Annotated in this window: 25 protein-coding genes; 16 read left to right on the top strand and 9 right to left on the bottom strand. The window is 67.3% G+C overall.

What is annotated here, in order from left to right:
- Positions 1-103: 103 nt before the first annotated feature.
- The 4 genes from EGH23_RS12755 to EGH23_RS12740 all read left to right on the top strand — a co-directional run bounded on the left by EGH23_RS12755 (position 104) and on the right by EGH23_RS12740 (position 2,938).
- Positions 104-274 carry a hypothetical protein gene (locus EGH23_RS12755; protein ID WP_220580380.1) on the top strand — a complete coding sequence of 57 codons (171 nt, stop codon included), beginning with the start codon at positions 104-106 and terminating at the stop codon, positions 272-274.
- Complete coding sequence (locus tag EGH23_RS12750) at positions 271-489, top strand: hypothetical protein (protein WP_220580379.1); 219 nt, start codon at positions 271-273, stop codon at positions 487-489. Before EGH23_RS12755 ends, EGH23_RS12750 begins: the two co-directional genes overlap by 4 nt.
- A 530-nt stretch (positions 490-1,019) precedes the next feature.
- Positions 1,020-2,489: an ATPase domain-containing protein gene (locus tag EGH23_RS12745; protein WP_220580378.1), complete on the top strand. Its 1,470-nt coding sequence runs from the start codon at positions 1,020-1,022 to the stop codon at positions 2,487-2,489.
- On the top strand, positions 2,489-2,938 hold the full coding sequence (locus EGH23_RS12740; RefSeq protein ID WP_236044812.1) for a hypothetical protein: 450 nt from the start codon (positions 2,489-2,491) through the stop codon (positions 2,936-2,938). The genes EGH23_RS12745 and EGH23_RS12740 overlap by 1 nt, the downstream gene beginning before the upstream one ends.
- A 146-nt stretch (positions 2,939-3,084) precedes the next feature.
- Here the strand turns inward: EGH23_RS12740 and EGH23_RS12735 are convergent, their stop codons facing one another.
- A complete protein-coding gene (locus EGH23_RS12735) occupies positions 3,085-3,759 on the bottom strand; it encodes a hypothetical protein (protein ID WP_220580377.1) in 675 nt (224 codons plus the stop codon).
- A 270-nt stretch (positions 3,760-4,029) separates the two neighbouring features.
- Here EGH23_RS12735 and EGH23_RS12730 point away from each other — a divergent pair, with 270 nt between their 5' ends.
- The 3 genes from EGH23_RS12730 (at position 4,030) to EGH23_RS12720 (ending at position 8,420) form a co-directional block, all read left to right on the top strand.
- Positions 4,030-5,406, top strand: coding sequence for a CapA family protein (locus EGH23_RS12730; protein WP_220580376.1), 1,377 nt, complete (start codon positions 4,030-4,032; stop codon positions 5,404-5,406).
- A gap of 84 nt (positions 5,407-5,490) precedes the next feature.
- Positions 5,491-7,278 carry a glucosamine inositolphosphorylceramide transferase family protein gene (locus tag EGH23_RS12725; RefSeq protein WP_220580375.1) on the top strand — a complete coding sequence of 596 codons (1,788 nt, stop codon included), beginning with the start codon at positions 5,491-5,493 and terminating at the stop codon, positions 7,276-7,278.
- A gap of 218 nt (positions 7,279-7,496) precedes the next feature.
- Positions 7,497-8,420: a sulfite exporter TauE/SafE family protein gene (locus EGH23_RS12720; protein ID WP_328765964.1), complete on the top strand. Its 924-nt coding sequence runs from the start codon at positions 7,497-7,499 to the stop codon at positions 8,418-8,420.
- A gap of 70 nt (positions 8,421-8,490) precedes the next feature.
- Here EGH23_RS12720 and EGH23_RS12715 read toward each other — a convergent pair whose 3' ends face one another.
- Together EGH23_RS12715 and glmU are read right to left on the bottom strand one after the other, a co-directional pair.
- The gene (locus EGH23_RS12715; RefSeq protein WP_220580374.1) at positions 8,491-10,053 is read right to left on the bottom strand and encodes an oligosaccharide flippase family protein; all 1,563 of its coding nucleotides are present in this window, start codon (positions 10,051-10,053) and stop codon (positions 8,491-8,493) included.
- Between the two features lie 48 nt (positions 10,054-10,101).
- The gene (glmU, locus tag EGH23_RS12710) at positions 10,102-11,283 is read right to left on the bottom strand and encodes a bifunctional sugar-1-phosphate nucleotidylyltransferase/acetyltransferase (protein ID WP_220580373.1); all 1,182 of its coding nucleotides are present in this window, start codon (positions 11,281-11,283) and stop codon (positions 10,102-10,104) included.
- Between the two features lie 159 nt (positions 11,284-11,442).
- Between glmU and EGH23_RS12705 the strand changes: the two genes are divergently transcribed.
- The 4 genes from EGH23_RS12705 to EGH23_RS12690 are packed head-to-tail and all read left to right on the top strand — an operon-like array spanning position 11,443 to position 14,811.
- On the top strand, positions 11,443-12,267 hold the full coding sequence (locus EGH23_RS12705) for a DUF4129 domain-containing protein (RefSeq protein ID WP_220580372.1): 825 nt from the start codon (positions 11,443-11,445) through the stop codon (positions 12,265-12,267).
- Complete coding sequence (locus EGH23_RS12700; RefSeq protein ID WP_220580371.1) at positions 12,264-12,866, top strand: DUF7269 family protein; 603 nt, start codon at positions 12,264-12,266, stop codon at positions 12,864-12,866. Before EGH23_RS12705 ends, EGH23_RS12700 begins: the two co-directional genes overlap by 4 nt.
- A complete protein-coding gene (locus EGH23_RS12695; protein ID WP_220580370.1) occupies positions 12,863-14,134 on the top strand; it encodes a DUF58 domain-containing protein in 1,272 nt (423 codons plus the stop codon). Before EGH23_RS12700 ends, EGH23_RS12695 begins: the two co-directional genes overlap by 4 nt.
- Complete coding sequence (locus tag EGH23_RS12690) at positions 14,131-14,811, top strand: DUF7519 family protein (RefSeq protein ID WP_220580369.1); 681 nt, start codon at positions 14,131-14,133, stop codon at positions 14,809-14,811. Before EGH23_RS12695 ends, EGH23_RS12690 begins: the two co-directional genes overlap by 4 nt.
- On the opposite strand, the gene EGH23_RS12685 is transcribed toward EGH23_RS12690, so the two are convergent.
- Positions 14,762-15,754 carry an AAA family ATPase gene (locus EGH23_RS12685; RefSeq protein ID WP_220580368.1) on the bottom strand — a complete coding sequence of 331 codons (993 nt, stop codon included), beginning with the start codon at positions 15,752-15,754 and terminating at the stop codon, positions 14,762-14,764. The two genes, EGH23_RS12690 and EGH23_RS12685, sit on opposite strands and share 50 nt — an antisense overlap.
- A 125-nt stretch (positions 15,755-15,879) precedes the next feature.
- Between EGH23_RS12685 and EGH23_RS12680 the strand changes: the two genes are divergently transcribed.
- On the top strand, positions 15,880-16,215 hold the full coding sequence (locus tag EGH23_RS12680; protein ID WP_220580367.1) for a hypothetical protein: 336 nt from the start codon (positions 15,880-15,882) through the stop codon (positions 16,213-16,215).
- A gap of 243 nt (positions 16,216-16,458) precedes the next feature.
- Entirely contained in the window at positions 16,459-17,769 is a 1,311-nt protein-coding gene (locus tag EGH23_RS12675; RefSeq protein ID WP_220580366.1) for a polysaccharide deacetylase family protein, read from the top strand.
- Between the two features lie 145 nt (positions 17,770-17,914).
- On the opposite strand, the gene EGH23_RS12670 is transcribed toward EGH23_RS12675, so the two are convergent.
- From EGH23_RS12670 to EGH23_RS12660, 3 genes are all read right to left on the bottom strand, one after another.
- Positions 17,915-18,208, bottom strand: a complete 294-nt coding sequence (locus EGH23_RS12670) for a HalOD1 output domain-containing protein (protein ID WP_220580365.1) — start codon at positions 18,206-18,208, stop codon at positions 17,915-17,917.
- Between the two features lie 175 nt (positions 18,209-18,383).
- Positions 18,384-18,641, bottom strand: a complete 258-nt coding sequence (locus EGH23_RS12665) for a HalOD1 output domain-containing protein (RefSeq protein WP_220580364.1) — start codon at positions 18,639-18,641, stop codon at positions 18,384-18,386.
- A gap of 281 nt (positions 18,642-18,922) precedes the next feature.
- Entirely contained in the window at positions 18,923-20,668 is a 1,746-nt protein-coding gene (locus EGH23_RS12660; protein ID WP_220580363.1) for an asparagine synthase-related protein, read from the bottom strand.
- A gap of 541 nt (positions 20,669-21,209) precedes the next feature.
- On the opposite strand from EGH23_RS12660, the gene EGH23_RS12655 reads away from it, so the two are divergent.
- The gene (locus EGH23_RS12655) at positions 21,210-21,386 is read left to right on the top strand and encodes a hypothetical protein (RefSeq protein ID WP_220580362.1); all 177 of its coding nucleotides are present in this window, start codon (positions 21,210-21,212) and stop codon (positions 21,384-21,386) included.
- A 25-nt stretch (positions 21,387-21,411) separates the two neighbouring features.
- Here EGH23_RS12655 and EGH23_RS12650 read toward each other — a convergent pair whose 3' ends face one another.
- Positions 21,412-23,148, bottom strand: coding sequence for an excinuclease ABC subunit C (locus EGH23_RS12650; protein ID WP_220580361.1), 1,737 nt, complete (start codon positions 23,146-23,148; stop codon positions 21,412-21,414).
- 53 nt (positions 23,149-23,201) lie between these two features.
- Positions 23,202-23,825 carry a hypothetical protein gene (locus tag EGH23_RS12645; protein WP_220580360.1) on the bottom strand — a complete coding sequence of 208 codons (624 nt, stop codon included), beginning with the start codon at positions 23,823-23,825 and terminating at the stop codon, positions 23,202-23,204.
- 78 nt (positions 23,826-23,903) lie between these two features.
- Here EGH23_RS12645 and EGH23_RS12640 point away from each other — a divergent pair, with 78 nt between their 5' ends.
- Positions 23,904-24,413, top strand: coding sequence for a hypothetical protein (locus tag EGH23_RS12640; protein ID WP_220580359.1), 510 nt, complete (start codon positions 23,904-23,906; stop codon positions 24,411-24,413).
- Between the two features lie 100 nt (positions 24,414-24,513).
- Positions 24,514-25,626, top strand: a complete 1,113-nt coding sequence (locus tag EGH23_RS12635; protein WP_220580716.1) for a pyridoxal-phosphate-dependent aminotransferase family protein — start codon at positions 24,514-24,516, stop codon at positions 25,624-25,626.
- Positions 25,627-25,643: the final 17 nt, after the last annotated feature.

Raw genomic sequence — 25,643 nt, 5'->3', positions numbered from 1 at the left:
GGTCGGTTCGCTGAACTATATGTGGGGTTGTCGCCTTCGAACGAACAGAGGGAAAGATGACTGAAACCCCATCCGCCGCCGAGGTCTCCGAGGTGAACCGTCGATGAAACTACCGATCGATCAGCGCGTCGCCGTCGCCCGCGAACTGCTCTGTGGCTGGTCAGAGGACGAATACGAGGGACTGTCCGCCGAGTGCAAGGTAAATCTCCAGGAGGCAATCGATTTCCTGCAATACTACGAGCAGGCACGCGAAGAAGATGAGGTAAAAAAATGAACCACGGCCAATCTTTCGACGAGGAGAACGTCGAAGCGGACGATTGGCCGGATTTCGAACTGGCCCCCACGTACAACCCCAAGTTCCTCCCCGCGTCGGTCGAGGTCGAGACCGACGAAGTGGTGCTCTACGACCCCGAGGACTGCGACGGCGGCAGCGACCGGTGGATCTCCGCCGACCGCGATTCGCACGTCTCGCTCTCGGACACCCAATAGCCGGATTCTCACCCGCCGTACCGCCCCGCGACGCTTCGCACGGCCGCTGTCCCGCTGCGCCGTTCGATGTGGCCTTCCGCCTGCACCGCTCTCCAGTTCCCGCGAGTGCCGACGCCGACCAGCGCCGCACCGTTCGAATACGGGCTTTAGCAACCCGATAATAATGCGTATATGGACCGTTGCTCCGGATGGAGTGGGCTCGGCTCATGGAGCCTACGTTCGTGGCGCGACTGCCACGGCGGACCGGTCGCGGCCTCGACGCCGCGTCTGCTCGTTCCGGAACTCGACCCCACCCCACCACCCCCAACCCCACCCCCACCTTACTGTGACAGCGATCCCCCAGTGACTGCCACGGCTCGCGGTTCGCTCCGACTGGTCGCTCGCCCGTGACGTCGCTCGACCGTTCGGTGCGTCGCTCGGACTCCGATATCATCTTTCCCGTGATTTCGCCCTCTAACTGTCCGGACACCGCAAACTGTATCGAAACAACCGATACAAATATGTCGCTCTCCGGCTCCAAGTAGTCTCTAATGAGCAGTCGAACGCCGGAGCGGATCTCGACGGGGATTTCGGGGCTCGACGAGGTGCTCCACGGCGGTCTGATAGCGAACCGCAGCTATCTGGTCCGCGGCGAACCGGGGACGGGGAAGACGATCCTCGGAATCCACTTTCTCAAAGCGGGAGCCGATCGGGGCGAGACGGCGCTGTACGTCAACTTAGAGGAGACGACCGAGGACATCGAGACGAACGCCGCGACGCTCGGCATCGACCTCGACGACGTCCGCTTCCTCGACCTGAGTCCGGACTCGGAGATGTTCGCCCGCAACCAATCCTACGACATCTTCGCGCCGAGCGAGGTCGAACAGTCCTCGCTGACCGACGCCGTGACCGAACGCGTCGAGGACGTAGAGCCCGACAGGGTGTTCATCGACCCCATCACGCGGCTCCGCCATCTGACGCCCGACGACCACCAGTTCCGCCAGCAGGTCATCGCCTTCATGCAGTATCTCCGCGAGGCCGGTGCGACCGTCGTCTTCACCTCCCAGAACACGAGGTCGATCCCCGACGACGACCTCCAGTTCATGAGCGACGGGACGATAGAGATCGACCTCGGCGAGTTCGGGCGCACCGTGACCGTCCCGAAGTTCCGCGGGTCCCAGATTCGGGGCGGGACACACGCGATGCGGATCGGCGACGATGACGTCTCGGTGTTCCCGGAACTCCAACCGAGCAGTTACGACCGCGAGTTCGTCGCCGAGTCCATCCCCTCCGGCGTTCCGGAGATGGACGAGTTGCTCCACGGCGGCATCGAACGCGGCACTATCACCGTCGTCAGCGGCCCGACCGGCGTCGGCAAGACCACGACGGGAACCCAGTTCATGAAGGAGGCGGCCGGCCGGGGCGAACGCTCCGTCGTCTACATGTTCGAGGAGACGAAGGGAACGTTCCTCCGGCGGAGCGAGGCCATCGACATGCCCGTCCGGCAGATGCTCGAACGGGACGCGCTGAACGTCCACGAGATCGAAGCGCTCGACTTCTCGCCCGAGGGGTTCGCCCACCTGGTCCGCGAGGACGTCGAAGGGCACGACACCCGCATCGTGATGATCGACGGGATCGACGGCTATCAGCTCTCCCTTCGGGGCGAGGAGACCGACCTCGTTCGAAAACTCCACACGCTCTGTCGCTACCTCAAGAACGTGGGCGTCACCGTCATCCTCGTCGAGGAGACGGAGGCGGTGACCGGTCGGTTCACCGCCACCGAAGCGGGCATCAGCTATCTCGCGGACAACATCGTCTTCCTCCAGCACCTCGAACTGGAGGGACGGATGCGCAAGGCCATCGGCGTCCTGAAAAAGCGGACCAGCGACTTCGAGCGCACCCTCCGCGAGTTCCGCATCACCGAACGCGGTATCGAGGTCGGCGAGTCGCTCACCGACCTCCGGGGCATCCTCAGCGACACACCGACGACCCGCGTGCGAACGGAGGAACGAGACGACTGATGGGCGTCGCGTTGGTCTTAGCCCTCTCGAAGAAGCGACGGAACCTCGAGTTGCTCGCAGACCTCCTGGCGGAAGTGAGCACGGAGGTGGCCGTCGCCACCGAGATCGACGAGTTCGAGGCGCTGTTGACCGAACGCGAGGACGTCTCGATGGCCGTCATCGACGTCGGCGAGTTCACGCGCGACATCTGGGAGCGCTCGGAGCGCCTCCGCGAGGCGGGCATCCCGGTGTCGGTCCTGACGATGGCGGCCCCTCGGATATCCGCGAAGAAGCCATGCGACACGGCGCACAGCGTATCCTCGAAAAACCGATCGAGAAGGCGACGATCCGGGCCCTCGCGAACTAGACCCGTGGCAGTCGACGCGGGAGACGCTCCCCGTCGGGCCGTCGTCGACGATGTCGATCGAGCTGCGGTAGCGGTCGGCCGTCTCCGGAAGGCGGATCTGTGACTCCGAGTCGACCATAGCGCGAGGCGGAACCGCAGCGATAGATATCCGATACCGCGAGATGATATATAAGAGGCGGGGAACGTTCCGTCGCGCACTCGATCGGGCGGACGTCTCGTTGCCGTGGTAGGCCTCTGTTCCGAGCCGAATTACAGCAGCGAGCCGTCGTCCGTCCCGCTCTCGGTGGACGTCTGGTTCGGCTCGTCGGTTTCGGTCTGCGTCTGCGTGGCCGTCTGTGTCCGCGTTTCAGTTCGAGTTCGCGTCTCGGTCCGCGTCTGAGTCTGGGTCTGCGTCTCTGTGGCCGTCGCCGTCTGCGTCTCTGTGGCCGTCGCCGTCTGCGTCTGTGTTGCCGTCGCCGTTCGCGTTTGCGTCTCGGTTGCCGTCTGCGTCTGTGTTGCCGTCGCCGTTCGCGTCTGCGTCTCCGTGGCCGTCTGGTCCGGCTGGTTTGGCTGGTTCACGTCATCGTCGTCGGAGTCGTCGTTCGAACCGCCGAAATTCGAACCGTTCGCTTCGGTCGTGGACTGTTCGGGCGTCTCGGTCGGCCCCGAGAGCAACGGTTCGTCGGTCCCCGTCGCCGTCGGCGTTCGCGCGGCCGTCTCGGGGGCCCGCGTCGCCGTCGCCGAGTCGGTCGGCTCCGCCGAATCGGTCGACGCCGCCGGGGTCGCGGTCGACGGCGCTTGCGTGGCCGTCGGATCGGCGGGCTGTGTGGCCTCGTCGTCCGGCGTCCCGCCGATGTCGGCGTTTATCGACCCGACGCCGACCGTCAGCACCAATCCGCCGACGAACAGCAGGAGTCCGAAGCCGAACAGGACTTTCTGGATCATGTCACCGCCCCCTCGTCACGCGGCGCTCTCGGTACGCGCTGGCGACGGTGACGGCGTGACGAATCGACCTGCAGCGATCTCATAGATTCTGCTACGTCTTCGCCGGTAATTATTATCGAGCCGCTAAGTCGGCGAAGCCGGGCGAACGGAATCGGTACAGTGTGTTTTCGGCGGTTTTCCGATTCGCGTCCGCTCGCCGGCGACCGTCGCGACCGGGCTTGTGCGATGCGTAACTAAGGGGGTCGGAATCAAAGGGTACGTAACTGCTACATGTCTCGCCCGTCGATCGCACGGTGGACGAACGATGACGCCCCGGCGGGTCGCCGAGAGTGGTCGCTGACGGTCGCCGGTGACACCGTCTTCACCGACTCGGCGGAGCCGAGCGTCGGCGACGGCCTCCGGGGCCTCATCACCGACGCCGACCTCGCTATGGCGAATCTCGAAGCGCCGGTCGCCGGGCGCGGCACGCCCATCTCGAAGTCCGGTCCGGTCATCGAGACCGTCGCCGAGACGCCCGAATTCGTCCGCGGGATGGGTTTCGACGCCGTCACGCTCGCCAACAACCACCTGATGGATATGGGTCCCGAGGGGCTCGAACACACCGTCGAACGATGCCGAGAGGAAGGGATCGAGACTTGCGGCGTCGGGGAGTCGCCGTCCGACGCGCTCGACCCGCTTCGAACCGAAATCGCCGGGCAGTCGGTCGCCGTCGTCAACGTCTGCGAACGGGAGTTCGGGGCCGCCGACCGCGGTGGTCCGGGGACGGCGTGGGTCGGCCACGCCGACGCGACCAGAGCGGTCAGAGAGGCCGGGGAGACGGCAGACGTCGTCGTCGTGGTCGCACACGGCGGCGTCGAATACCTCCCGCTCCCCCCGCTCGGCCACCAGCGTCGGCTCCGTTCGTTCGCCGAAGCCGGTGCCGACCTCGTCGTCGGCCACCACCCGCACGTTCCGCAGGGCTGGGAACGCCACGCGGAGACGCCGATCTGCTACAGTCTCGGCAACTTCCGGTTCGACATCCCCGGCCGGACGAAGACGGAGTGGGGGCTGCTCGTCGACGCGGCGTTCGCGGGCGAGACGCTCGTCTCGGTGGACCTGCGACCGGTCGAGCGCCGCGACGACGCCGTGGCGTTCATGGGAGAGCGGTGGTCCGTCGCGGACCGTCGTCCGTACTTCGAGCGCGTCTCGGAGATCACGGCCGACAGAGACGCCCTGCAGGCACACTGGCAGGAGCTCGCCGTCCGCATCTTCGAGCAGCGCTACGGGCGCTGGCTGCGTATCGGCACCGGGAGCGACCTCCCCTCGCTCATCCGCCACCCGCTCCAGTACCTGTACGGAGAGCGCCTCTGGAGCGGTGACGACCGCGAGCGGGAGCTGTTGACGCTGTTGAACTTGGTCCGAAACGAGTCTCATCGAGACCTCATCGAAACCGCCGTGAGCGTCAAGACCGCCGACCGGCCGGACCACCGGACCCCCGAGGTCCGCGAGACGGTCAGAGAGCTGTTGGCACAGACCGAGGACGAGGCGGTGTACGACCGCCCCTCGCCCGCGGCACGACTTTTCAACGCCGTCTCCACGCGACTGCGCGAGTCGATCGCGCGAACCGGCAAACGGCTCCGTCCCCGCTCCGTCTCCGACCGCCTGTGAACGGATAACAGACCATAACAGGTCTCTAAGTGCTCGATTAGCGGCCTCATATATAGGGGGCGATGGGCTGACTACTAGAACGAAATGAGTGATGACTCCACTGAGCGGTCACAGACCGCGACACGGCGACGCATGCTCGCGGCGCTTTCTTCCGTGGGCGCTGCCGGTATCGCCGGCTGTGACGGGCTCAGCTCATCGCCGGAGACGCCCGAGAACGGTACCGCCCCCGCAACCGATTCGGCCGCCAACGGCGCCGAGGCGGGTACCGATGCCCAGTCTAAAGCGGTGTACACCGGCGAGACGATTCCGCCGACCTCCTACGACGACCTCGCGAGCCAAGCACCGACCACGGCCGCGCCCGCGGGCGAGGTGACGAACCCGGTCCTGTCGGCCGACGACGTCACCGACTTCGGGCGCGTCGATTACGTCGCGGACCCCTACATGTTCCGCGAGGAGGGCAACTGGCACCTCTTCTTCGAAGTGGTCAACAAGAACCGCTCGCCCGACGCGGCCATCGGTCACGCCAGCAGTAAGGACGGCTTGGACTGGCAGTACACCGGGATCGTCTTAGAGAAGAACGCCCACACCTCCTATCCGTTCATCTGGAAGTGGCAGGGCGAGTACTACATGCTGCCGCCGACGGGCAAGTCCGTCGAACTCTGGCACGCGAAGGACTTCCCGACCGGCTGGGAGCGGAAGGGGACCCTCATCGAGAAGGAGTACTTCACGCACGACCCGGTGATATTCCGCTACAACGACCGCTGGTGGCTGTTCACCTCCCGAGAGAACCAGGACGTCATGGCGTTCCACTCGAAGGAACTCACCGCCTCGACGGACGCCTGGACGGCCCACTCCGCCAACCCGGTCGTCGAAGACCGACAGTGGGCCGCCCGACAGGGCGGTCGCCCGGTCGTCATCAACGACACGCCTCACCTGTTCTTCCAGGACGTCGAGTACGAGTACGGCGACAAGATCCGCGCGTTCAAAGTGAACGAGCTGACCACGGACGCCTACAGCGACACGGAAGCCGCCCACTCGCCGGTTCTCGTCGGCTTCGGCAGCGGCTGGAACGCCATCAAGATGCACCACTACGACCCGTGGGCGCTCGGCGGCGACAACGGCTGGCGCTGTGCGGTCGACGGCGCGTTCGACGACTCCGGCGACGGCGTCGAGTGGAGCATCGGCATCTTCGACGCCCCCAACCACCGAGACCCGAACAAGCAGGCGATTCCCTACGACGCCGGAAAGACGAACGGGTACTTCCGCTTCGACGGGAACTCGACGGTGGCCGTCGACGATTCGGGCAACAAGAACCACGGGATGATTCGTGGCGCGACGAAGACCGACGTCGGGAACTGCAAGGGCCGACGCTTCGAGGAGGGCCGCGACCGCGTCGTCTTCCCCACGCGGTTCGACGCGATAGACACGGACGCGTTCACGCTGTTCTTCCGCGGTCGACTGCAGTCGACGAAGGAACCGCAGGCCCTGTTCGACTACAGTTCGCGGCACATACAGCGCCGGCTCGCGGCTCGGTTCGACCCCGGAGCGAACGGCTGGAAGTTCGACTTCACCGGCACCGGCGGGCAGACGCGACCGGCCGTCGAGGCCCCCGTCTCGGCGGGCGAACCGTTCCAGCTCGCGATAGCCTACAAGCAGGGCGACGGCTATCGCATCTTCCAGGACGGGAAAGAGCTCACGCAGGCCCGTGACGTGGGCAGCGTCTACCACGAGGTCTGTCTCCCCCTGCTGGGTTCGACGCTCCCCGGACAGTACTCCTGGAAGGGCGACATCTCGCACTTCGGCGTCTTCAGCGAGGCGCTCACCGAGAAGGACCTCGCCTCGTTCACCTCGTCGGTCTGTTCCTCGAAGTAAACCGTTCGTCGCGTCTTCGGCATCGATTGCCGAAAGCTACGTCGCGTTTCGATCCGGCGCGCTGCCCGGAACCGCCCGAAATGCCCTCGAACCACCGGTTTCTCCGAGAGAGCGCTATCCGAGGCCGCCCCCACGCGTTACCGAATTGGTCAGCGAAAAAGGTGGCCTCGCTCTAGCGTAGATAGAATGAGTATTCGGTACGCGGGAGCGGGGTCGCCGTGAGCGCGCAAAACGCTGGAATCGACGCCAGACAGTTCGTCACCAACCTCCGAGCGTTCCGCTACCGGGAGGTGATGATGGTCTGTGCGACGCTGGCCGTCGTCGTCGGGTCGGTCGTCTTCTTCCCGGGCGTCGAGAGCGTCACCCAGGGACTCCAGTCGGACGTCTCGGGGACGCTGCTCGCCCTCTTCGTCGTCGTCGCCGTCGTCGCCGGCGCGATCAAGGGGATGATCGGCTTCGGGTACTCGCTCGTCACGACGCCCATCTTCGCCTCCGTCATCGACCCGACGCTCGCGGTGGTCGTCCTGGCCATCCCGCCGTGGATGATAAACATGTTTCAGGTCGGCGAGACCGACACCGGGCTCGAGTTCGTCCGCCGGGAGTGGGTGCTGCTGTCGCTCGCCGTCGTCGGGTCCGTCGTCGGCGTCACCTTCCTCGCGGAGTTCAGCACCGGTCCGATCGTCCCGTTCCTCATCGGGCTCGTCATCTTCGGGTACGTCCTCTTTCAGGTCTTTCGGAACTTCGTGACTATCGAGGGGGCTCACCACCCGGTCGCGCTCAGCGTCACCGGGTTCCTCGAGGGGTTCTTACTCGCCGTCGCCAACCTCGGGCCGCTCCTCCCCGCGTACTTCCACACCTTCGAGCGCGACGTCGACCGCTACATCGGCGGACTGTCGATGGTGCTGGCGACCATCTTCACGGTCCGCATCCTGCAGATGGTCCTCTTCACCGACCTCATGACGACCTACCGCCTCTGGCTGGGCTCTGTCATCGCCGTCGTCACCGTCGTCGGTCTGCTACTGGGGACGTACCTGCGACGGCTGGAGTTCGACGAGGAGAAGTTCAACTGGTTCGTCGTCGCGCTCCTCTTCGTCATCACGCTCAACATCTTCCGGAACACGATCCCGGCCCTGTTCCTCTGAGCGCTCACTGTCGTTCGAGGGGCGTTCTCGCCAAAAGAGGCGACAGCGACTCTACCGCCCTGTCGTGTCGTTACCGCGCGTCCAGATACGCCTGCAGCGCGGCCAGTCCCGAGCGGTTCTCCTCGGCGTACGGTTCGATGTACCGCCCGAACCGACTGACCGGTTCGGGTAGCGAGTCGAGCAGATCGACGATCTCCGAGAGATGCATCGCGCCGGTCAGGACCGTCGCCAGCCCGAAGACCAGCAGGCCGACGGGGGGGACGACGGCCAGCGCCAGATACGTGTTCTGGATGAGCAGCGAGAGTCCGACGATGGGGACAGCGCCGATGACCGTCGTCGCCAGTATGCGGGCGCCGCGGAAGTCGCCGAACGGCTTGTAGCCCAGCACGCGCGCCCCCCAGGTGTGTGCCAGCGGGAGCGTGGCGTAGCCGGTCGTGGTCGCCACGGCTGCCCCGTACATCCCGTAGGTCGGGATGAGAGCCGCGTTCATCACGAAGTTCACGCCGGCGGCGACGCTGGTCACGAGTATCAGCGTCCGCATCTCCCCTTTGGCGTAACTGATGGCGAAGACGGGACGACCGATGGCGTAGAACAGCGTCCCGGGAATCAGCAACAGGAGGGGTTCGACGGCCGCCTGCCCCTCTTCGCCGAGGTACAGCGGGACGAAGTCGTACGCCAGCGCCGCCAGCCCGATGGACAGCAGTATCGACAGCAGCGTCGTGTACCGGACAACCCGGTGAGAGATGGCGTTGATCTTCTCGATGCGGTCGTTGGCCCAGTGGTCGGAGACGGTCTGGACCATCACGCTCTGGACCGACTTCGGCAGAATCCACAGCAGTTGGACGATGACGAGCGCTCCCTTGTAGACGCCGACGGTGCTGCTGTTGGCGAGGAAGTACCCGAGCATCAGGACGTCGACGTGGATGAGCGACTGCATCAGGAAGTGGTAGACGATGCCGCTGTTGTTGAAGTCGATCAGCTCCCGCTTCGGGAACTCGGACGGTAGCGGCTCGACGACACGCGATAGCGTCAGTTCCCGTGCCATCGCGATGCTGGCGATGATAATGACGCCACTGCTGGCGAGTATTTCGCCGACGAGGACGCCCTTGACGCCGTAGCCGAGCCACGCGAACGAGACGGCGAACACGCCGAACAGCACCTTGTGAGCCACCCGCATCGGCTCGGAGAGATGTTCGAGCTTCAGCCCCATGAGCGACCGCCGGACGTACGAGCGGAACTGCGCGACGATGGTGAGCACCGCGAGCAGATAGAAGTAGCTCGTGTACTCCGGGCCGAGCGTGCTGGCGACGAGACCGGTCCAGGCCGCGAGGGCGAGCCCGCCGGCCGCGAGGAGGGCTAACACCGCCGCGAGGACGAAGAAGTACGAGAAGACGTGCTCCTGCCAGTGGGGGATATCCCGCTTCTCCGAGAGGAACTTCCGCGAGCCGCCGTTGATGCCGGAGCTCACCAGTATCATCAGGAGGCCGAACACCGACATCACGGTCGCCCACTTCCCGTAGGTCCCAGCGCCGAGCAGTCGGAACAGCAGCGGCGTGATGAAGACGGAGGCGACGATGATAGCCAGGCGCGACCCGGCCACCGAGAGGAACGCGGTGAAGGTGTTTCGTTCCATAGTTAGTGCTCCGAACGAGCCGCGTTCGGTCTCGGTGTCGAGGTCGCTTCAGGGGTCATCGCTGACTCGCACCTCCGGCTCGGTCGTCGCGTCGGTCGGGAGCTTCACACCCGGCTCGAGCGTCGTCTCGGCGCCGGTCTCGACGCCGTCCCCGAGGACCGCGCCGAACGTCTGTCGGCGGGTCGAGACGCGGTCGCCCTTCACCGTGACGGAGACGGACCCGTCGTCGTCGCTCCCGTTTCGCACCGTCGTCTCGGCTCCGAGCTGGCAGTTGCGCCCGAGAACGCTGTCGCGGACGACCGATTCGCGGCCGACGCTCGTCCCCGACATGAGAACGCTGTTCTCGACTTCGGCCTCCGTTCCGATCTCGGTGTCGGTGCCGAGTAGCGTCGGCCCGCGGACGGTCGCGCCGCGGCCGACGGACGCGCCGGACTCGACGACCACCGGTCCCTCGACAGTCGCGCCCTGAGCGACGGACGCACCGGGTTCGACGACGACGTCTCCCGCGACGGTCGCGTCGTCGTGGACGTCGCCGCCGAGCGTTCGGCTCTGACGGCTGACGTGCCGTTCGTTGGCCGCCAGCAGCTCCCAGGGGCGGCCCACGTCCAGCCAGTCGTCGATGACGACCGGGGTGACGTCGCTGTCGTCGATGACGCGGTTGAGGACGTCGGTGAGTTCGCGCTCGCCCCGTTCGCTCTCGGTCACGTCGAGCGCCTCGCGGGCGGTGGCGGGAAAGACGTACGCGCCGGCGTTGACGAGATCACTCGGCGGCTCCGCGGGCTTCTCCAGCAGGCCGCTGACCGTCTCGCCGTCGGTCTCCACGACGCCGTAGTTCGACGGTTCGTCCACCCGCGTACAGGCGATCGACGGCGCGCTCTCGAAGAGGCGTGCGAGCGCGTCCGGCTCGTAGACGTTGTCCCCGTTGAGAACGGCGAACGGGCCGTCGAGGTGTTCCCGCGCGGCCGCGACGGCGTCGGCCGTCCCCTGTTGGTCTTCCTGTTCGGCGTAGTGGACCGGCGCGTCGCCGACGCCGTCGCCGAGGTGGCGCTTCACCTGTTCCCCTTCGTAGCCGACGACGACGATTACTTCCTCGGCGCCGGCCGAGACGGCGGATCGCGCGACGTGCTCGACCAGCGGCGTCCCCCCGACGCCGAGCATCGGCTTCGGTCGCTGGTCTGTCAGCGGCCGCATCCGCGTCCCTTCTCCGGCGGCCAGTATGACGGCTTGCATAGCTCTTGTCTCCCCTTTCGGCCCTCGACGTGTTATTATACGCGAGCTAAGCGATCGACGCGGGAAACCGAGCCAAGCGAGCCGAAGCGAGCCGGAACCGCCGGACGGCGGGATTCCCGCTTAGCGCCTGCATAACTAACCAGTCAGGTACGTTACAGTATGCCAACAGACGATGAACTGCAGTGCTCCCCACGCGGGCGGGTGACGATGGACCGAGCCCAACTCCTCTCGATCGGTGTCGCCGTGCTCTGTATGGCCACGCTGGGCGTCGCGGGGACGACTCTCGACAGCACGGTGTCGAGCGCACCGGCGGACGTCCTCGACGTGGACTTCGACTCACAGCCGGTCGGACAGGGATCGGCCGAGGCCATCGACGAGAGCATCGAGTCGAACAGAGAGCGGGTCGAACGACGAGACGGTTCGAACGCTCGGGAACGACAGCGCCAGTCGAGCGAGAGCGACGCGAAAAGCGGTCAACGCGGCTCTTCGGGCGGCGCGTCGAGCCAGTCCGAAGACGCGTCCACCGACTCGCCGCGCTCGCTCGTAGAACAGTTGCTCGAACTGTTGAGGCTCATCTTACCGTACGCGCTGGCGGCGCTCGCCGCCGGAGCAGTCGTCGCGCTCGCTTATCGCTACCGCGCCCGAATCGCGGCGCTCGCGCTCGCGTTCGTCCCCGACGGTGACGGCCGGGCTGGGGCGTCCGACTCGATAGCCGGGCCGTGGGACGACGGGCAGTTCGGCGACGACGTCCACCGGGCGTGGTACGCGATGGTCACGCACCTCGACATCGACCGGCCGTGGGCGAAGACGGCCGACGAGTGCCGCCGGCGGGCGGTCGAGGCCGGGCTCGACCCCGAGGCCGTCGGGCGGCTCACGGAGGTCTTCCGCGAGGTGCGCTACGCCGAGTCGGGACCGACGCCGGACCACGAACGGCGGGCGCGGGAGTCCCTCGCCCGGCTCGACCTCGGAGGGGAGTCGACGTGAACGTCGCCCGCGGCGTCCTCGCGGCGGCCGGATCGGTCGCCCTCGCCGCCGCCGGCCTGCTCGTCCTCGACCCCGAACTCGCCGCCGCCGTGCCGACCGACGCCGCCGTCGCGGCGCTGGGCAACGACTACCTCCTCGTCGCCGCGTTCGGCGTCGCCGCGCTCGTCCTGGTCGCGGCGGCGCTCGGCGGCCGAGCGGTCACGGAGTTAGAGCAGGCGACGCCGCCCCGACCGGAGACCGTGAAGCGCGCGCCCCGCTTCGGGAGCGACTTCGACGAGACGCTCGCCGGCGAGGTCGGCCTGCGCGCTCGGCTATTCTCCGACCGCCGCGAGGCGGTCCGCGAGCGCCTCCGCGAGAACGCGGTCCGCGCCGAACTCGCCGCCGAGGGCTGTCGCCGGGCGGAGGCCCGACGGCGGGTCGAGGCGGGCGACTGGACGGACGACCCCGACGCGGCGGCCTTCCTCGGGGCCTCGCTCTCGCCGCCGGTTCGCTCGCGGATTCGGGCGGCGGCCCGCGGCGAGACGTGGTTCCGGCGCGGCGCGCGCCGAACCGCCGAAGCGGTCGTGACGAAGGCGCGAGCGGGGGAGGCGGTCGAATGAGTACTGTTCGGACGACCACGCGGTGGCGAGGCGTCGTCGGCGTCGCGCTGTTCGCCGGCGCGGCCGGCGTCCTGCTCAAGCGGCCGTCGCTCCTCCTGCTCGCGACGGCCGGAATCGCCCTCACGGCGTACCCGCGGCTGACGCGTCCGCCGACCGTCTCGCTGGACATCGACCGGACTACCGACGCGGACGAACCCGCCGACGGCGACCCGGTCGAGGTCACGGTGACGGTCCGCAACACGGGCGAGGGGACGCTGACCGACTGTCGCATCGTCGACGGCGTCCCGCCGATGCTGTCGGTGAGCGACGGGACGCCGCGGCACGCGGCGGTCCTGCGGCCCGGGGCCTCGACGACGTTCTCTTACACCGTCCGCGCGACCCGCGGCGTCCACCGCTTCGAACCGGCGTCGGTCGTCGCCCGCGATATCGCGGGGGCGAACGAGGTCGAGACCACCGTCGGCACCGACACCAGCCTCGCCTGCGAGTCGTCGGTGCCGGCGGTCCCGCTCCGGCGACGGACCGGCCGGCGGGTCGGCAACCTCGTCACCGACGAGGGCGGGAGCGGCATCGAGTTCCACCGCACCCGCGACTACCGCGCGGGCGACCCGCTCTCCCGCGTCGACTGGAAGCGCTTCGCCCGGACCGGCGAACTGGCGACCGCCGAGTACCGCGAGGAACGGGCGACCTCCGTGGTGCTGTGTCTCGACGGCCGCGAGGCCGCCTTTCGGACCCGAGCGCCGGGCGAACCCCACGCGGTCTCGCACTGCCTGGGCGCGATCGAACAGACCTTCGGCGCGCTGCTCGAGACCGCCAACCGGGTCGGGCTCGCCGGGTTCGGCACCGACTTCTGCTGGCTCGCGCCGGGGGCGGGGACCGAACAGGCCGCCCGCGGGCGGGACCTGCTCGCGTCTCACCCGACGCTGTCGGTCCACCGTCCGGCCGAGCCGACGACGGCCGAGACGCTGTCCGAACAGGCGACCGAACTCCGGAAGCGACTGCGCGGCGACACGCAGGTCGTGTTGTTCTCGCCGCTGCCCGACGACGCCATCGCCGAGGCGTGTCTGCGGCTTGAGGCCAACGGCCACGCCGTGACGGTGATCTCGCCGGACGTGACCAACGAGGAGAGCGTCGGCGGCCGCCTTGCCGGGTTCGAGCGGTCGAGGCGGTTGGACTCGCTGCGCGAGGGCGGCGTCCGGACCGTCGAGTGGACGCCCGACCGGCCCTACGGGGCGGCGCTCGTCCGAGCACAGGAGCGGTGGTCGGCGTGACGGCGCACAGACCCGCCGTCTTGAGCGGAGCGCTATCGGTGCTCGTCGGCGCGGCCGCGCTCGCGCTGGTCGGGACGACGCCGGCCCAGCGGCTCACCATCGGGGTGACGCTCGTCGCGCTCGTCCCGCTCGCGCTCGGCCTCGAACTGCGTCGGCGCGGTCACGTCCCGGCGGCGCTCGCGCTCTCGTCTCTCGGGACGGCCGGCGTCGCCGGGGCGCTGGCGCTCGGCAGCGCGCGGATCGCGTCGTTCAGCGACGGTATCGAACTGTATCCCGGGCTGGTCGGGCTGTTCGTCCTCGTCCTCGCGCTCGGCCCGGTCTGGGCGGGCCGCGAGCGCGCGCTCGTCTCGGTCGGGTCGGGGCTGTTGCTGATTTCGGTGATCGCCAGCGCCGGTGTGTACGGGACCGACACCACCGGCTTGCTCGTCGCCGGCGTCGGGACGGTGCTCGCGTGGGACCTCGCCGAACGGGCCGTGAACCTCGGCGAACAGGTCGGTCGCGAGGCCGAAACGAGAACGGTCGAACTGACCCACGCGGGCGCGACGGCGGCCGTCGGCGGCGGGGCCATTCTCGCCGTGCAGGTCATCGTCGACGCCGACGTGACCGGGCTCTCGCTACCCGTGCTCGCTAGTCTGCTCGGTTCGGGGCTGCTGTTGACCCTGGCGCTGTATAATTGACCGTCGGCACCTGCGTCTCCTCGGTGATGTCCGCGACCACGTCCGCCTTCTCGACGCCGTCGACGCGGGCGTCGGCCGTCAGCACGAGTCGGTGAGCCAGCACCGACTCCGCGACGAACTTCACGTCCTCGGGCGTGACGTACTCCCGGCCGTTCCCGACCGCGACGGCGCGGGCGGCCTCGAACAGCCGCTGGGTCCCCCGCGGTGAGACGCCGCCGTCGACCCGGTCGTCGGACCGCGTCGCCCGGGTGAGCGTGGCGATGTAGCGACGGACGTCGTCCTCGACGTGGACCGATTCGGGGGCGGCCCTGAGCTGCCGCACGTCCGCCTCGTCACAGACCGGCTCGACGGCGGGCGTCTGACTCGTCCGGGAGGCCCGCCGGTCGATGAGTTCGAGTTCGCCCTCCATCCCGGGGAAGCCCAGGCTCGTCTTCACGACGAAGCGGTCCTTCTGGGCCTCCGGCAGCGGGAACGTGCCCTCCTGTTCGACCGGGTTCTGCGTGGCGATGACGAAGAACGGCTCCGGGAGCGGGTGGGTCTCGCCGTCGACGGTCACCTGCCCCTCCTCCATCGCTTCGAGCAGCGCGGCCTGCGTCTTCGGCGACGCGCGGTTGATCTCGTCGGCCAGCACGACGTTCGCGAAGACGGGTCCCGGCTGAAACTCGAAGTCCCCGTCGGTCTCCTCGTAGACGTGCGTGCCGGTCACGTCCGAGGGGAGGAGGTCGGGCGTGAACTGAATACGGGAGTACGACAGGCCGAGCGCCGTCGCGAAACACCGGGCGGTCAGGGTCTTGCCGGTCCCCGGCGCGTCCTCTAAGAGGACGTGGCCGCCGGCCTGAAACCCCGCGAGGACCGTCCGTAACACCTCGTCGTCGACGACGACCGCTCGGCTCACTTCCTCCAGCAGCGTCGTACACTGCGCTCGAACCGCGGTTGCGTCCATACCTCCGTCTCACGGCCGAGCGGCCTTATTATCGCCAACCTAAGGGGTTCGAGCGCGGCCGGACGAGCGCCCGCGCCCCGCTTAACGGTGTCGTAATTATGCACCTAGAGCGGGAACTTACGCACATGCGCGATGCGAATCGGACCGAGCGGTCGAACCGAGAATACGGGGGTGACAACCACATCGAAGGGGAAGAACTCCGCGGGAAGGCGTCGTCGTTTTCCGCCCGCTCGACGCGGTTTCGTCACGCGGCGAGCGAACACCCGGTCGAACTCGCCGTTCGCCTCGTCGCCGGCATCACCGGCATCCTCCTGATAACGATCGCCATCGAGCGCGTCACGCAACCGGCGCTGGCCTACGATCTCCTCGTACTGCTACAGTCGCCTACGGGACAGTGGCTCACCGTCATGGTGTTCGCGCTCGTCCTCCTCTCGTGTGCCGTCCGAAGCGGGATGCCTTGAATCGACGGACTCACACGCCGCCCAGCCCGCCGCTCCCGCCCTTTCTCCGGCCGTAACTTCGATTAGTGAATAGTATCTGACACCGAATGTGTGGTCGTTTCGCACGGAGATTTCACGACTCACACCGGCTATGTACCGCGGTTTCGTTGATCCGCAAAACAGCGCGAAACGAGCTTATGTCCGGTCTAATAGCACTTTAGCAACTTCAATGTAAAGGGACGACAGGGAGAAGGGGCAAGCGAGATGAAACGCAACTCCAACCGCCGCGCGTTCCTCACGACAACCGCAGCGGGTGCCGCTGCGTTCGCGGGGTGCGGTGCCTTCGGAGATTCCGGTCAGTCAGACACCCAGACGCCCGAAAGCGACGGGACGGCGACGTCGACCCCGGCCCAGGCCGAGAACGGGACCGGAACGCCCGAGGAGACCGGGACGCCCTCCCAACAGCGCGACTACACGAACCGCGGGAAGGTCCTCGACGACTTCGAGGACCTCGAGTACTGGGGGACGATCCAGGGCGACGTCTCCGCGGAGACCGAGGACGTCTTCCGCGGCAGTCAGTCCGTTCGCATCCAGAACCCCTCCGGCGGCGGCGCGGGGATGTACAAGGCCTATCCCGACGGCCTCGACCTCACGAAGAACAACCTCTCGATCGCCGTGAAGATGGAGAAACCCAGCCCGGGCAAGCTCGCGATGGAGGTCATCGCGCCCGCCCGGAGCGACCACCTCGTCTGCCGGCGCTACATCCCCGACGCGATGGACGGCTGGATGCGCGTCGACCTCGGCTACACCGGCCTCCGCGGCGACCCGATGCTGAAGAGCGTCCAGGAGCTGCGCATCGTCGTCCTCTCGGACGGCGAACCCATCAACTTCGTCGTCGACGACCTCCGCAAGCACAAGAAGCCGACCGACAAGGGTCGCGTCATGCTCTCCTTTAGCGACACGTACGCCTCTCAGTACGACGTGGCGTTCCAGGAACTCAAGAAGCGCGGCATACCCGCGATGGTCGCCGCGGTCCCCGACCGAATCAACAGCAGTGGCGCGCTCACGACCGGACAGCTCCGGGAGATGCAGAACGCCGACTGGGACGTCGTCTCCTCGCCCCACATCGGCACGCCCCTGCCGAAACTCTCAAAGGACGAACAGCGCCGCACCATCAAACAGACGAAGGAGTACCTCCGCCTGAAAGGGTTCCGCGAGGGGATGCGGTTCATGTCCATCCCGTACGGGAGCTACAACAGGACGACGCTCGACCTCGTCGACGAGTTCCACGAGTACGGCTTCGCCTACGGCGCGGGACCGAACGCCATCCCGCCGGTCGGCACCTCCGCCGTCTCGACGGTCAGCGGCTCGGACCTGAACGGCGCGGCCCGGATGATCAACCTCGCGGCGAAGTACAACCAGCTCACCGTCGTCAACTTCGGAAACATCGGCAAAGACCAGAGCGTCGACAAGGAGCACCTCAACCACCTCCTGGACATCATCGAGGACTGGCAGAGCCAGGACAAGCTCGAAGTCACCACGCCCTCCGGCCTCCTCAAGCTACAGCAGTCCTGAGCGGCCGTTCGAACTCGCTCTGCCCCGTTGCTATCGGGCGACGTCGCCGCCGCCGTGTCCTTTTCGCTGTCTCGTGACTCGTCGAGACCGGCCGCCGCTCGGGTACTGGTTTCGGCTCGGTCCGTCGGTATTCGAAGACCCCGACTCAGCCCTGGTCCGGCGACTCCGCCGGTCGGGCGGGCCGGACGACGACGAGCTCCCCGCCCTGAATGGTGACCTCGTAGTCGTCCAGTCGGAAGAACAGCTGCGCGTCCTCTCGTCGCGTCTGGTCGTTCGCCGGCCGGAACAGGCGGTCGAGCGCGTCCGGGTCGACGACGTCGTAGACCCGACTGGCCACCTGCGCCGGTTCGATGCCCTCGGCGTCGGCGATGGCTCTGACGACGGATTCAGAGAGGGGCCGGTCCGCGGAAAGGGAGCGCCTTTCCACGTTCTCGTGCATACGCACCCTATACACGTCCACCCATGAAACAGTTTGGCATATATTCTTATCACCCGGCGCATCCGGGTCGGTATACGTATAGAGGGACACCGAATTCACCCGGCCACAGCGGTGTCAGACAGCAGTTCCGCCTCGTCGACCGTTGGGAGAAACTGTCTCAGTTGCGGTCGAGCCGTTACGTGTTGTACACGCGGACCGTCCCGTCGCCGGTGATCTCGACGAGACAGTTGACCAGTTCGAAGGTGAGTCGCCCCTCTCGGCCCGATCCGTCGGGTCGGGGGCGGAAGATCCGGTCGAGCGCGTCCGGGTCGACGTGGTCGTTCACGCGCGGGACGACGTCGGCCGGTGAGACGCCGACCGCCTTCGAGACGGCGTCGACGACGGTCACCGTCAGTTCGCTGTGCGGGTCGTCGAAGTCGTGTTCGACGACCATGTCCGGCGTCGCGGCCGTGGAAGCGACACTGATCGGTCGATCGCTCGGTCTCGGTTCGTTCTCTTCGTGACCCTTCACGTCTTCTCACCTTGCTCTGCTGGGCTCGTTCGAGCGCCACCCGTCCGATGCCCCAGTTTCGACTCCGACTTTGAAAGAGACCGTATTAAAATCTATCTCCGTATCAGTCGGTGACCCGGCGTCAGACGACCGCGTACCGATCTGCTCCGGACGGTTCCGTGCTCACCGTCGATTCCGGTCCCCGATATCCCGGCGTCGCACGTTCACGTCGCGCTTTCGCCGGGGGACCGCGAAGCGCCTCGTCCGGGGACCGTCCACGTGCGTTCCCGCGTCGTCGAGAGACGGGGAAGGTCGGCGTTTTCGAGGACTCGGTCGCGCCAGATGGCGTAGGTGAGGACGTTCCATGACTGCCGGCCGCTGCCCTCGATGACGGACTCGCGTTCGCCGTCGGGGACGAACGACGGCGGCTCGTACGTCTCGAACGCCGACGAGAGCGGCCCCGACCGCAGGTACCGCTGGAACGGCAACACGCCCGCGCCCTTCGGCTGCCCGATGGGGTACTCCGGCAGCCGGTCGCGTAGCAACTGCTTGAGGTGGTGTTTCGTCGAGACGTCGTAGAGGTGTCTGGGACCGGAGACGAAGCGCCGCTCGGCGGGGATCGACAGCGACGTCTCGATCATGCTCTGGGTCTCGAAGGGGTTGGTCAGCGCGTTCCCGTGGGCCATCGCCAGCTGTCGCCAGCGCGCGCCGACCCGGTGGCCGAAGACGAGGTTCATGTGCCGGCACTCGGCCTGCCGAGCGAATCGGCTGTACGTGTCGTCGAGTGGCACCCGTTCGGTCACGTACTCCGTCTGGGCGGCGACGCGGTCGTCGACGAGCGAGGGATCGAACAGTCGCTTCGCGTAGCCGGGGTTCGAGTACGTCGCGTACTGGTGTGCGTACGAGTCCGCGTCGTCGACCGGGCGGTCGAACTGGGCGTCGAGTTCGTCCATCCACTCGACGAACCCGCCGACCGGTCCGGGTCCGTACTGGGCGAGACCACGGGAGACGGGCGTGTTCAGCAGCGGACTGGCCCAGTCGGCGTAGCGCGGCCCCCTCATGGGCGTGTTGCCGAAGATGGAGTCCGCGCCGACGGCCATCACGTATCGTCGCCCGGAGTGCTGCCGGAGCGCCTCGTTCACCATCAGCACCTGTAACGGACAGGAGGGCGACCCGGTCGCGTCGATGCTGTCCTCTAAGTGTTCGAGGACGTCCGCCTCGGGGATCATCTCCTGTTCGAACGGCGCGTCGAAGTGGTCGGCCCCCTCGCGCGCGTACTCGACCTCGTAGGCGTACTCCTCTGAGTCCACGCCGGCGTTCAGCATCGTCGAGTCCTCGAAGAACGTCTGGGTGAGCGTCGAGTCCACGCCCCCGGAGTAGAGGTTGATAGCGTCGCCGTCGAACCCGTCGGTCGCCATCAGGTCGTCGTAGGTCGACTCGATGGCCGCGGGGGCTCGCGACGGTGGCGTCTCCGTCCGCGTCGAGAGCGTTCCGACGCGTTCGCTGGTCGTCTCGCCGCTGTCGAGGTGCCAGGTGCGCCACTCGCCCTGCTCGACGCCGTCGACCCCCTCGACGAATCCCGTCGCGCCGACGGGCGCGCGAAACAGCAGGTGGTCGATGATCGTCTCGTCGCTGACCGCGCGTTCCTCGACCGGGACTTCGGCCAGCGCGTTGCGGAAGTGGTCGGCGAGGACGAACTCGCCGTTCACCTTCGTCCAGTAGAGGCGGTGACCGCCGGTGACCGAACGGTAGGCGTGGACGGTTCGCCCCGAGTCGTCCTCGACGTTGACCGCGATGGCGTCCTCGGTGACCGACGGCAGCGCTCGCTTGACTTCGGCGATCGACGCGGCGTCTCGAAGGACCCTCTCGATACTCGACACGTCGATGCCGGCGACGACCCACGTCCCGGTGTCTGTCTCCAGCGTTCTGGCGGCCGGGTCGGCCACCAGTAGGCGAAACGATCCGGTCATTGGACAGGTATACCGCGGGTATCCCCATTATTATGCCGTTGCTATTCGGCGAATTCTCCGACGCGTCGCCCTCTCGACGCGAATTCGCGGCGTGCGAGTGGGCTGCGACGGGTGATCCTGCATCCCGTCTCGATGGCCGACGAGAAGACCGTCCGAAGCAGCGTTTTTCGCGCCCGATCTGTGACCGCCAGATACGCCGCGATGTTGATTCTATATCGCGCGTAAGGATTTATCGAGGGGGAGGCTGGATCCGTAGCCGAAATACGGAGTAACGGCTAGAACGTCCCGATCGCGTCGGTTTCCGGCGATAGATCTCGCTCGTAGCGAGGAGAAGTCCCGACCGATCGCGAGCTGTGTAGGATGGTAACGCGTGTATCGTCGTAGCGTCCACGTTTCGCTCGTCTCGCCGTCTCACGCCGGTTTCTCTGCGTGGAAGGGTACTGTCCGTTTCAGCGTTACTGCGACGGATAGGTCGCCTGCGCCCCGTTACTGTAGCGCGTCGTCAGTGCACTCGAAACGATGCTCTGGGGAGTCGTGTGCGATGGCGACGCACGCCGACCTGCTCTCGGCGGCCGCGACCGCCGGCGAGATGAATCGCCGTTTCGGTCGTTTGCAGGCGTCGCGGAGCCGTATCGTCGGCGAGAATCGTCGAGTCGCGGGTCGAACGACGAGCGCGGCCGTCTCTCGACGGTCGGGTCGAATCGGCGCTACGCCGTAGATAAATCGCTATCCGCGATACAGAATCAGCGCAGTCGCGTTCGAAGCGTCTCGGCGGTTCGCTCGCCGATGCCGTCGACGGCGGTCAGTTCGTCCGACGAGGCTTCGCGGACGCCGTCGACGCTGCCGAAGCGACGCAACAGGCGTTTCCGCGTCGCCGGGCCGACGCCGGGCACCTCGTCGAGCGCCGTCGAGACGTCGTCGCGCAGGGTCTGGTGGTACTGGACGGCGAAGCGGTGGGCCTCGTCGCGGACTCGCTGGAGGAGGTGGAGGTGCGCGGCGTCGTCCGCCCAGTCGTATACCCCGTCGGGCGCGATCACCAACTCCTCATCCTTGGCGAGGGCGACGACGGGCACGTCCCAGCCCGTCTCGGCCAGCGCGTCCCGTGCGGCCCCCAGCTGTCCCTCGCCGCCGTCGATGAGCAACAGGTCGGGGTCGGGCCGGTCGTCGCGTCCCTCGACGGCGCGCAGCGCGCGCCAGCGGATCAGTTCGCGCATGTTCGCGTAGTCGTCGTTGCGCTCGGTGAGCTTCTTCCGGCGGTAGCCCGATTTCTCGGGCGACCCGTCGACGGCGAGGACGTTCGACCCGACGACGCTCCGGCCCTGCGCGTGGCTCACGTCGAACCCCTCGATGCGGTCCGGGCGGTCGATTCCCAGCGCGTCGGCCAGCGCACCCACCTCGTCGCTGACGCCGCCGCGCTGGCGGGCGTTCTTCAGCGCGAGGTCCACGAGCGTCGCCTCGCGACCCGCGCCGGGGACTCGCAGCGCGACGCCCTCGCGTTCGAGCCACGCCTCGATGTCGGGGTCGGCGGGGTCCTCGGCACAGAGAATCTCGTCTGGGAACTCCCGCTCGGCGTAGTACTGCGTGAGAAAGGCCCGGTAGACGTCCTCCGGTCCCTCGCCGTCGGGCGAGTCGAGCGTGTGCCGTTCGCGCTCGACGAGTTTCCCGTCCTCAGCGTGGAGGCGGGCGACGACGGCCCTGTTTCCTTCGACAGCGGCACCGAGCACGTCGGTGCTGGACGCTCCGTTGGCGTCGCTGACGGCCGTATCGCCCTCCCCGTGAAGCGCCTCGACCGCGTCGAGTTTGTCCCGGAGGTTCGCCGCGCGTTCGAACTCCTGTTCCTCTGCGGCGGCGGCCATGCCGCGGCGGAGCGGGTCCGCGAGCACGCCGATCTCGCCCTCGAAAAAGCGCTCGACGCTCGTCACGTCGGCGGCGTAGTCCGCCTCGCTGATCTCGCCGGTGCAGGGCGCGGTACAGATGCCCATCTCGTAGTCCAGGCAGGGCCGATCGCGGTTGCTGTACTTGTGGTCCGAACAGCCGCGCAGGCCGTAGGTCTCCCGCAGGGCCTTCACGACCACCTCGACCCGGCCCTTGTCGGTGAAGGGACCGTACACCGTCGCGCCGTCCTCGGGATCTCGTGTCACCTCGATGCGCGGGACGGCGTGGTCGGTGAGTTGGACCAGCGGGTAGGACTTGTCGTCTTTCAGGCGGACGTTGTACGGCGGCCGGTGGCGCTTGATGAGGTTGGCTTCGAGCAAGAGCGCCTGCGTCTCCGTATCGGTGACCGCGAAGTCGATGCGGTCGGCGCGCCCGACCATCTTCCGGATGCGTCGACTTCGGGGGTCCGCATACGAGCGCACGCGGTCCCGCAGGTCGACGGCCTTGCCGACGTACAGCACTCGGCCCTCGGCGTCCTCGAACTGGTAGATGCCCGGTTCTCGGGGGAGGTCGCCGGCCCGCGTCCGAACGCCGTCTGTGTCCATCGCTGTGAGGTTAGGGCTCGGCGGAGTTGAACGTCACGCCGGCGAGTCGACAGTCACGCCAGCGGGTCGTCCACGGGCGGCGTCGCCTGTCCCGCCTCGGGCGGGGCGTCGCCGGGGAGAAGCGCCCCACGGAGGCGGTCTATCGCCCCGCCGTCGGCAGGCGCGGGCAGTTCCACGTCGTCGCCGCCGGCTACCTCGATGATAAGTAACTGCTCGCGGCTCCACGCGTAGACGCCGAGCGCGACGGCCGACAGCGCCAGCGCCAGCCCGCCGAACAGAACCATGAGGTCGTCGAGTCGCGCCACGAGCGAGAGCATCGTCTGAAGCGTGCCCATCATCCCGCCCAGACCCGGAGCCGTGGCCGCGCTCCCGCCCTCCAGCGAGACGCCGCTGGCTAAACTGTCGAGGCTGACCAGTTGACCCGCGCCGACGAGTGCGACGCCGGCGACGAGCGCCTTCAGTCCCCCTTCGAGGAGGCGGCCCTCGCCGCTGGTCCGCCGACCGACGCCGTCGACGTTGGGCCGGTCGACCTGTCGGAAGTTGGGTCCCTCGCGCTCGGGCGTGAACACGAGGACGCGGTGGCTCGTCACGACGACGCCGCTCTCGCCGAGCGAGACCCGTTCCTCGACGGTCTCGCCGTCGTACAACAGTCTCTCCGCCCCCGCGCCCCAGTCCATACCCCTACTCATGCGAAGCAGGTGATTTCAATGTTTGCCCCCAAACGGCTATCTCGCTGGGATACCGAGATACCACTGATGAGAGCAGACCCGCGCTGTCCACACTGCTCGGGGAAGGTCAGCGCCACGGCGACGTGGTGCATGCACTGCGGCGCGGATTTCTCGGTGCCGACCGACGCCAGCGGCGGACAGTTCGCGGGCGAGGCGTCGATGGCCGACCTCGAATCCGCCCTCGAAGCCGGCGACGTCGACGGAGTGACTCGCGTCTTCCGGCGGCGGGCGGACGGTTCGCGACTCGTCGGCGTCGCGCTGGGGGTCGTCGCGCTGGTGACGCTTCCCATCGTCGCTCCCGAGGGGATGACGTGGGCGTACCTCGCGGCCGTCGTCGCTATCGGGGCGTACGCGGCCCGCCAGCCGAGCGCGGACGATGCGATTCGCGACGGCGGCACCGCGCTCGCCGTCACACCGATTCTACTGTGGCTGGTCGCCGCTATCGTCGGCGGGTTCACGGGCGTTAGCGCGCTTGATCTGGTCGGCCCGACGCTGTACGCGGGCGTGGTGTTGTTCGCCGTGCGCCGGCTCACGTAGCTCGCCGATCGAAACGAAGAGAGCCGTCCCCGGCCAGACGCGACGGTATCAAAACTACCATGCCCCCCGACTGCGAGGCGACGTACAACAGGTGTCTCCCGTGACCGAAAAACGCGAATACAGAGACGACTACCCCGAGAAGACGCTGTACATCCCCGGCCCGACGGAGGTCCGCGAAGACGTCATCGACGAGATGGCCCAGCCGATGTTCGGCCACCGGATGGACCGGATGACCGACCTCTATACGACCATCGTCGAGGACACCAAGGAGTTCCTCGGCACCGACAACGAGGTCGTCGTCCTGACGGCCTCCGGGACCGAGTTCTGGGAGGCCTCGACGCTCAACCTCGTCGACGAGAACATCCTCGTCCCGACCTGCGGGAGCTTCAGCGAGCGCCACGCGAACGTCGCCGAGCGGCTCGGCAAGGACGTCGACCGACTCGAATACGAGTGGGGGCAGGCGATCAAACCCGAGGACATCCGCGAGGAACTCGAACAGGGTGACACGGACTACGACGTCGTCGCGACCGTGATGAACGAGTCCTCGACCGGCGTCCGCAACCCCATCGAGGAGATCGGCGACGTCGTCGCGGAGTACCCGGACACCTACTTCGTGGTCGACGCCGTCTCCGCGCTCGGCGGCGACTACGTCGACATCGACGAGCACGACATCGACGTCATCTTCGCCTCGACCCAGAAGGCCTTCGCCATGCCGCCCGGTCTCGCGGTCTGCGTCGTCAGCGACGACGCCTACGACCGCGAGGTCGGGAAGGACTCCGCGTCGTGGTACGGCGGCTTCCAGCGCTGTCTCGACTACTACGACCGGAAGGGCCAGACCCACTCGACGCCGGCCATCCCGGTCATGCTCGCCTACCGCAAGCAGATGAAACACATGCTCGAAGAGACCCACGAGGGCCGCGACGAGCGGCACCGCGAGATGACCGAGTACGTCCACGAGTGGGCCCGCGAGCACTTCGACCTCTTCGCCGAGGAGGGGTATCGCTCCCAGACGGTCTCCTGTATCGAGAACACGCAGGGCATCGACGTCGCCGCGACCATCGAAGAGGTCTCCGAGGAGTACGACATGGTCTTCTCGAACGGCTACGGCTCGCAGCTCGGCGAGGAGACGTTCCGCATCGGGCACATGGGCGAACACGACGTCGAGAGCATCCGGAAACTCACCGACGCCATCGAGGACGTCGCCGACCTCTGAGGCCCGCTGCGCGACGC

It is taken from the genome of Haloarcula nitratireducens (assembly GCF_019599505.1).
The sequence above is the reverse complement of the archived record's forward strand: the minus strand, read 5'-3'. Positions and strand labels throughout refer to the sequence as shown.

Excerpts from the sequence above, each read along its gene's own strand:
- EGH23_RS12755 (WP_220580380.1), top strand. The coding sequence starts at position 104 with ATGAAACTACCGATCGATCAGCGCGTCGCCGTCGCCCGCGAACTGCTC.
- EGH23_RS12750 (WP_220580379.1), top strand. The coding sequence starts at position 271 with ATGAACCACGGCCAATCTTTCGACGAGGAGAACGTCGAAGCGGACGAT.
- EGH23_RS12745 (WP_220580378.1), top strand. The coding sequence starts at position 1,020 with ATGAGCAGTCGAACGCCGGAGCGGATCTCGACGGGGATTTCGGGGCTC.
- EGH23_RS12740 (WP_236044812.1), top strand. The coding sequence starts at position 2,489 with ATGGGCGTCGCGTTGGTCTTAGCCCTCTCGAAGAAGCGACGGAACCTC.
- EGH23_RS12735 (WP_220580377.1), bottom strand. The coding sequence starts at position 3,759 with ATGATCCAGAAAGTCCTGTTCGGCTTCGGACTCCTGCTGTTCGTCGGC.
- EGH23_RS12730 (WP_220580376.1), top strand. The coding sequence starts at position 4,030 with ATGTCTCGCCCGTCGATCGCACGGTGGACGAACGATGACGCCCCGGCG.
- EGH23_RS12725 (WP_220580375.1), top strand. The coding sequence starts at position 5,491 with ATGAGTGATGACTCCACTGAGCGGTCACAGACCGCGACACGGCGACGC.
- EGH23_RS12715 (WP_220580374.1), bottom strand. The coding sequence starts at position 10,053 with ATGGAACGAAACACCTTCACCGCGTTCCTCTCGGTGGCCGGGTCGCGC.
- glmU (WP_220580373.1), bottom strand. The coding sequence starts at position 11,283 with ATGCAAGCCGTCATACTGGCCGCCGGAGAAGGGACGCGGATGCGGCCG.
- EGH23_RS12705 (WP_220580372.1), top strand. The coding sequence starts at position 11,443 with ATGCCAACAGACGATGAACTGCAGTGCTCCCCACGCGGGCGGGTGACG.
- EGH23_RS12695 (WP_220580370.1), top strand. The coding sequence starts at position 12,863 with ATGAGTACTGTTCGGACGACCACGCGGTGGCGAGGCGTCGTCGGCGTC.
- EGH23_RS12685 (WP_220580368.1), bottom strand. The coding sequence starts at position 15,754 with ATGGACGCAACCGCGGTTCGAGCGCAGTGTACGACGCTGCTGGAGGAA.
- EGH23_RS12680 (WP_220580367.1), top strand. The coding sequence starts at position 15,880 with ATGCGCGATGCGAATCGGACCGAGCGGTCGAACCGAGAATACGGGGGT.
- EGH23_RS12675 (WP_220580366.1), top strand. The coding sequence starts at position 16,459 with ATGAAACGCAACTCCAACCGCCGCGCGTTCCTCACGACAACCGCAGCG.
- EGH23_RS12670 (WP_220580365.1), bottom strand. The coding sequence starts at position 18,208 with ATGCACGAGAACGTGGAAAGGCGCTCCCTTTCCGCGGACCGGCCCCTC.
- EGH23_RS12665 (WP_220580364.1), bottom strand. The coding sequence starts at position 18,641 with ATGGTCGTCGAACACGACTTCGACGACCCGCACAGCGAACTGACGGTG.
- EGH23_RS12660 (WP_220580363.1), bottom strand. The coding sequence starts at position 20,668 with ATGACCGGATCGTTTCGCCTACTGGTGGCCGACCCGGCCGCCAGAACG.
- EGH23_RS12655 (WP_220580362.1), top strand. The coding sequence starts at position 21,210 with ATGGCGACGCACGCCGACCTGCTCTCGGCGGCCGCGACCGCCGGCGAG.
- EGH23_RS12650 (WP_220580361.1), bottom strand. The coding sequence starts at position 23,148 with ATGGACACAGACGGCGTTCGGACGCGGGCCGGCGACCTCCCCCGAGAA.
- EGH23_RS12645 (WP_220580360.1), bottom strand. The coding sequence starts at position 23,825 with ATGGACTGGGGCGCGGGGGCGGAGAGACTGTTGTACGACGGCGAGACC.
- EGH23_RS12640 (WP_220580359.1), top strand. The coding sequence starts at position 23,904 with ATGAGAGCAGACCCGCGCTGTCCACACTGCTCGGGGAAGGTCAGCGCC.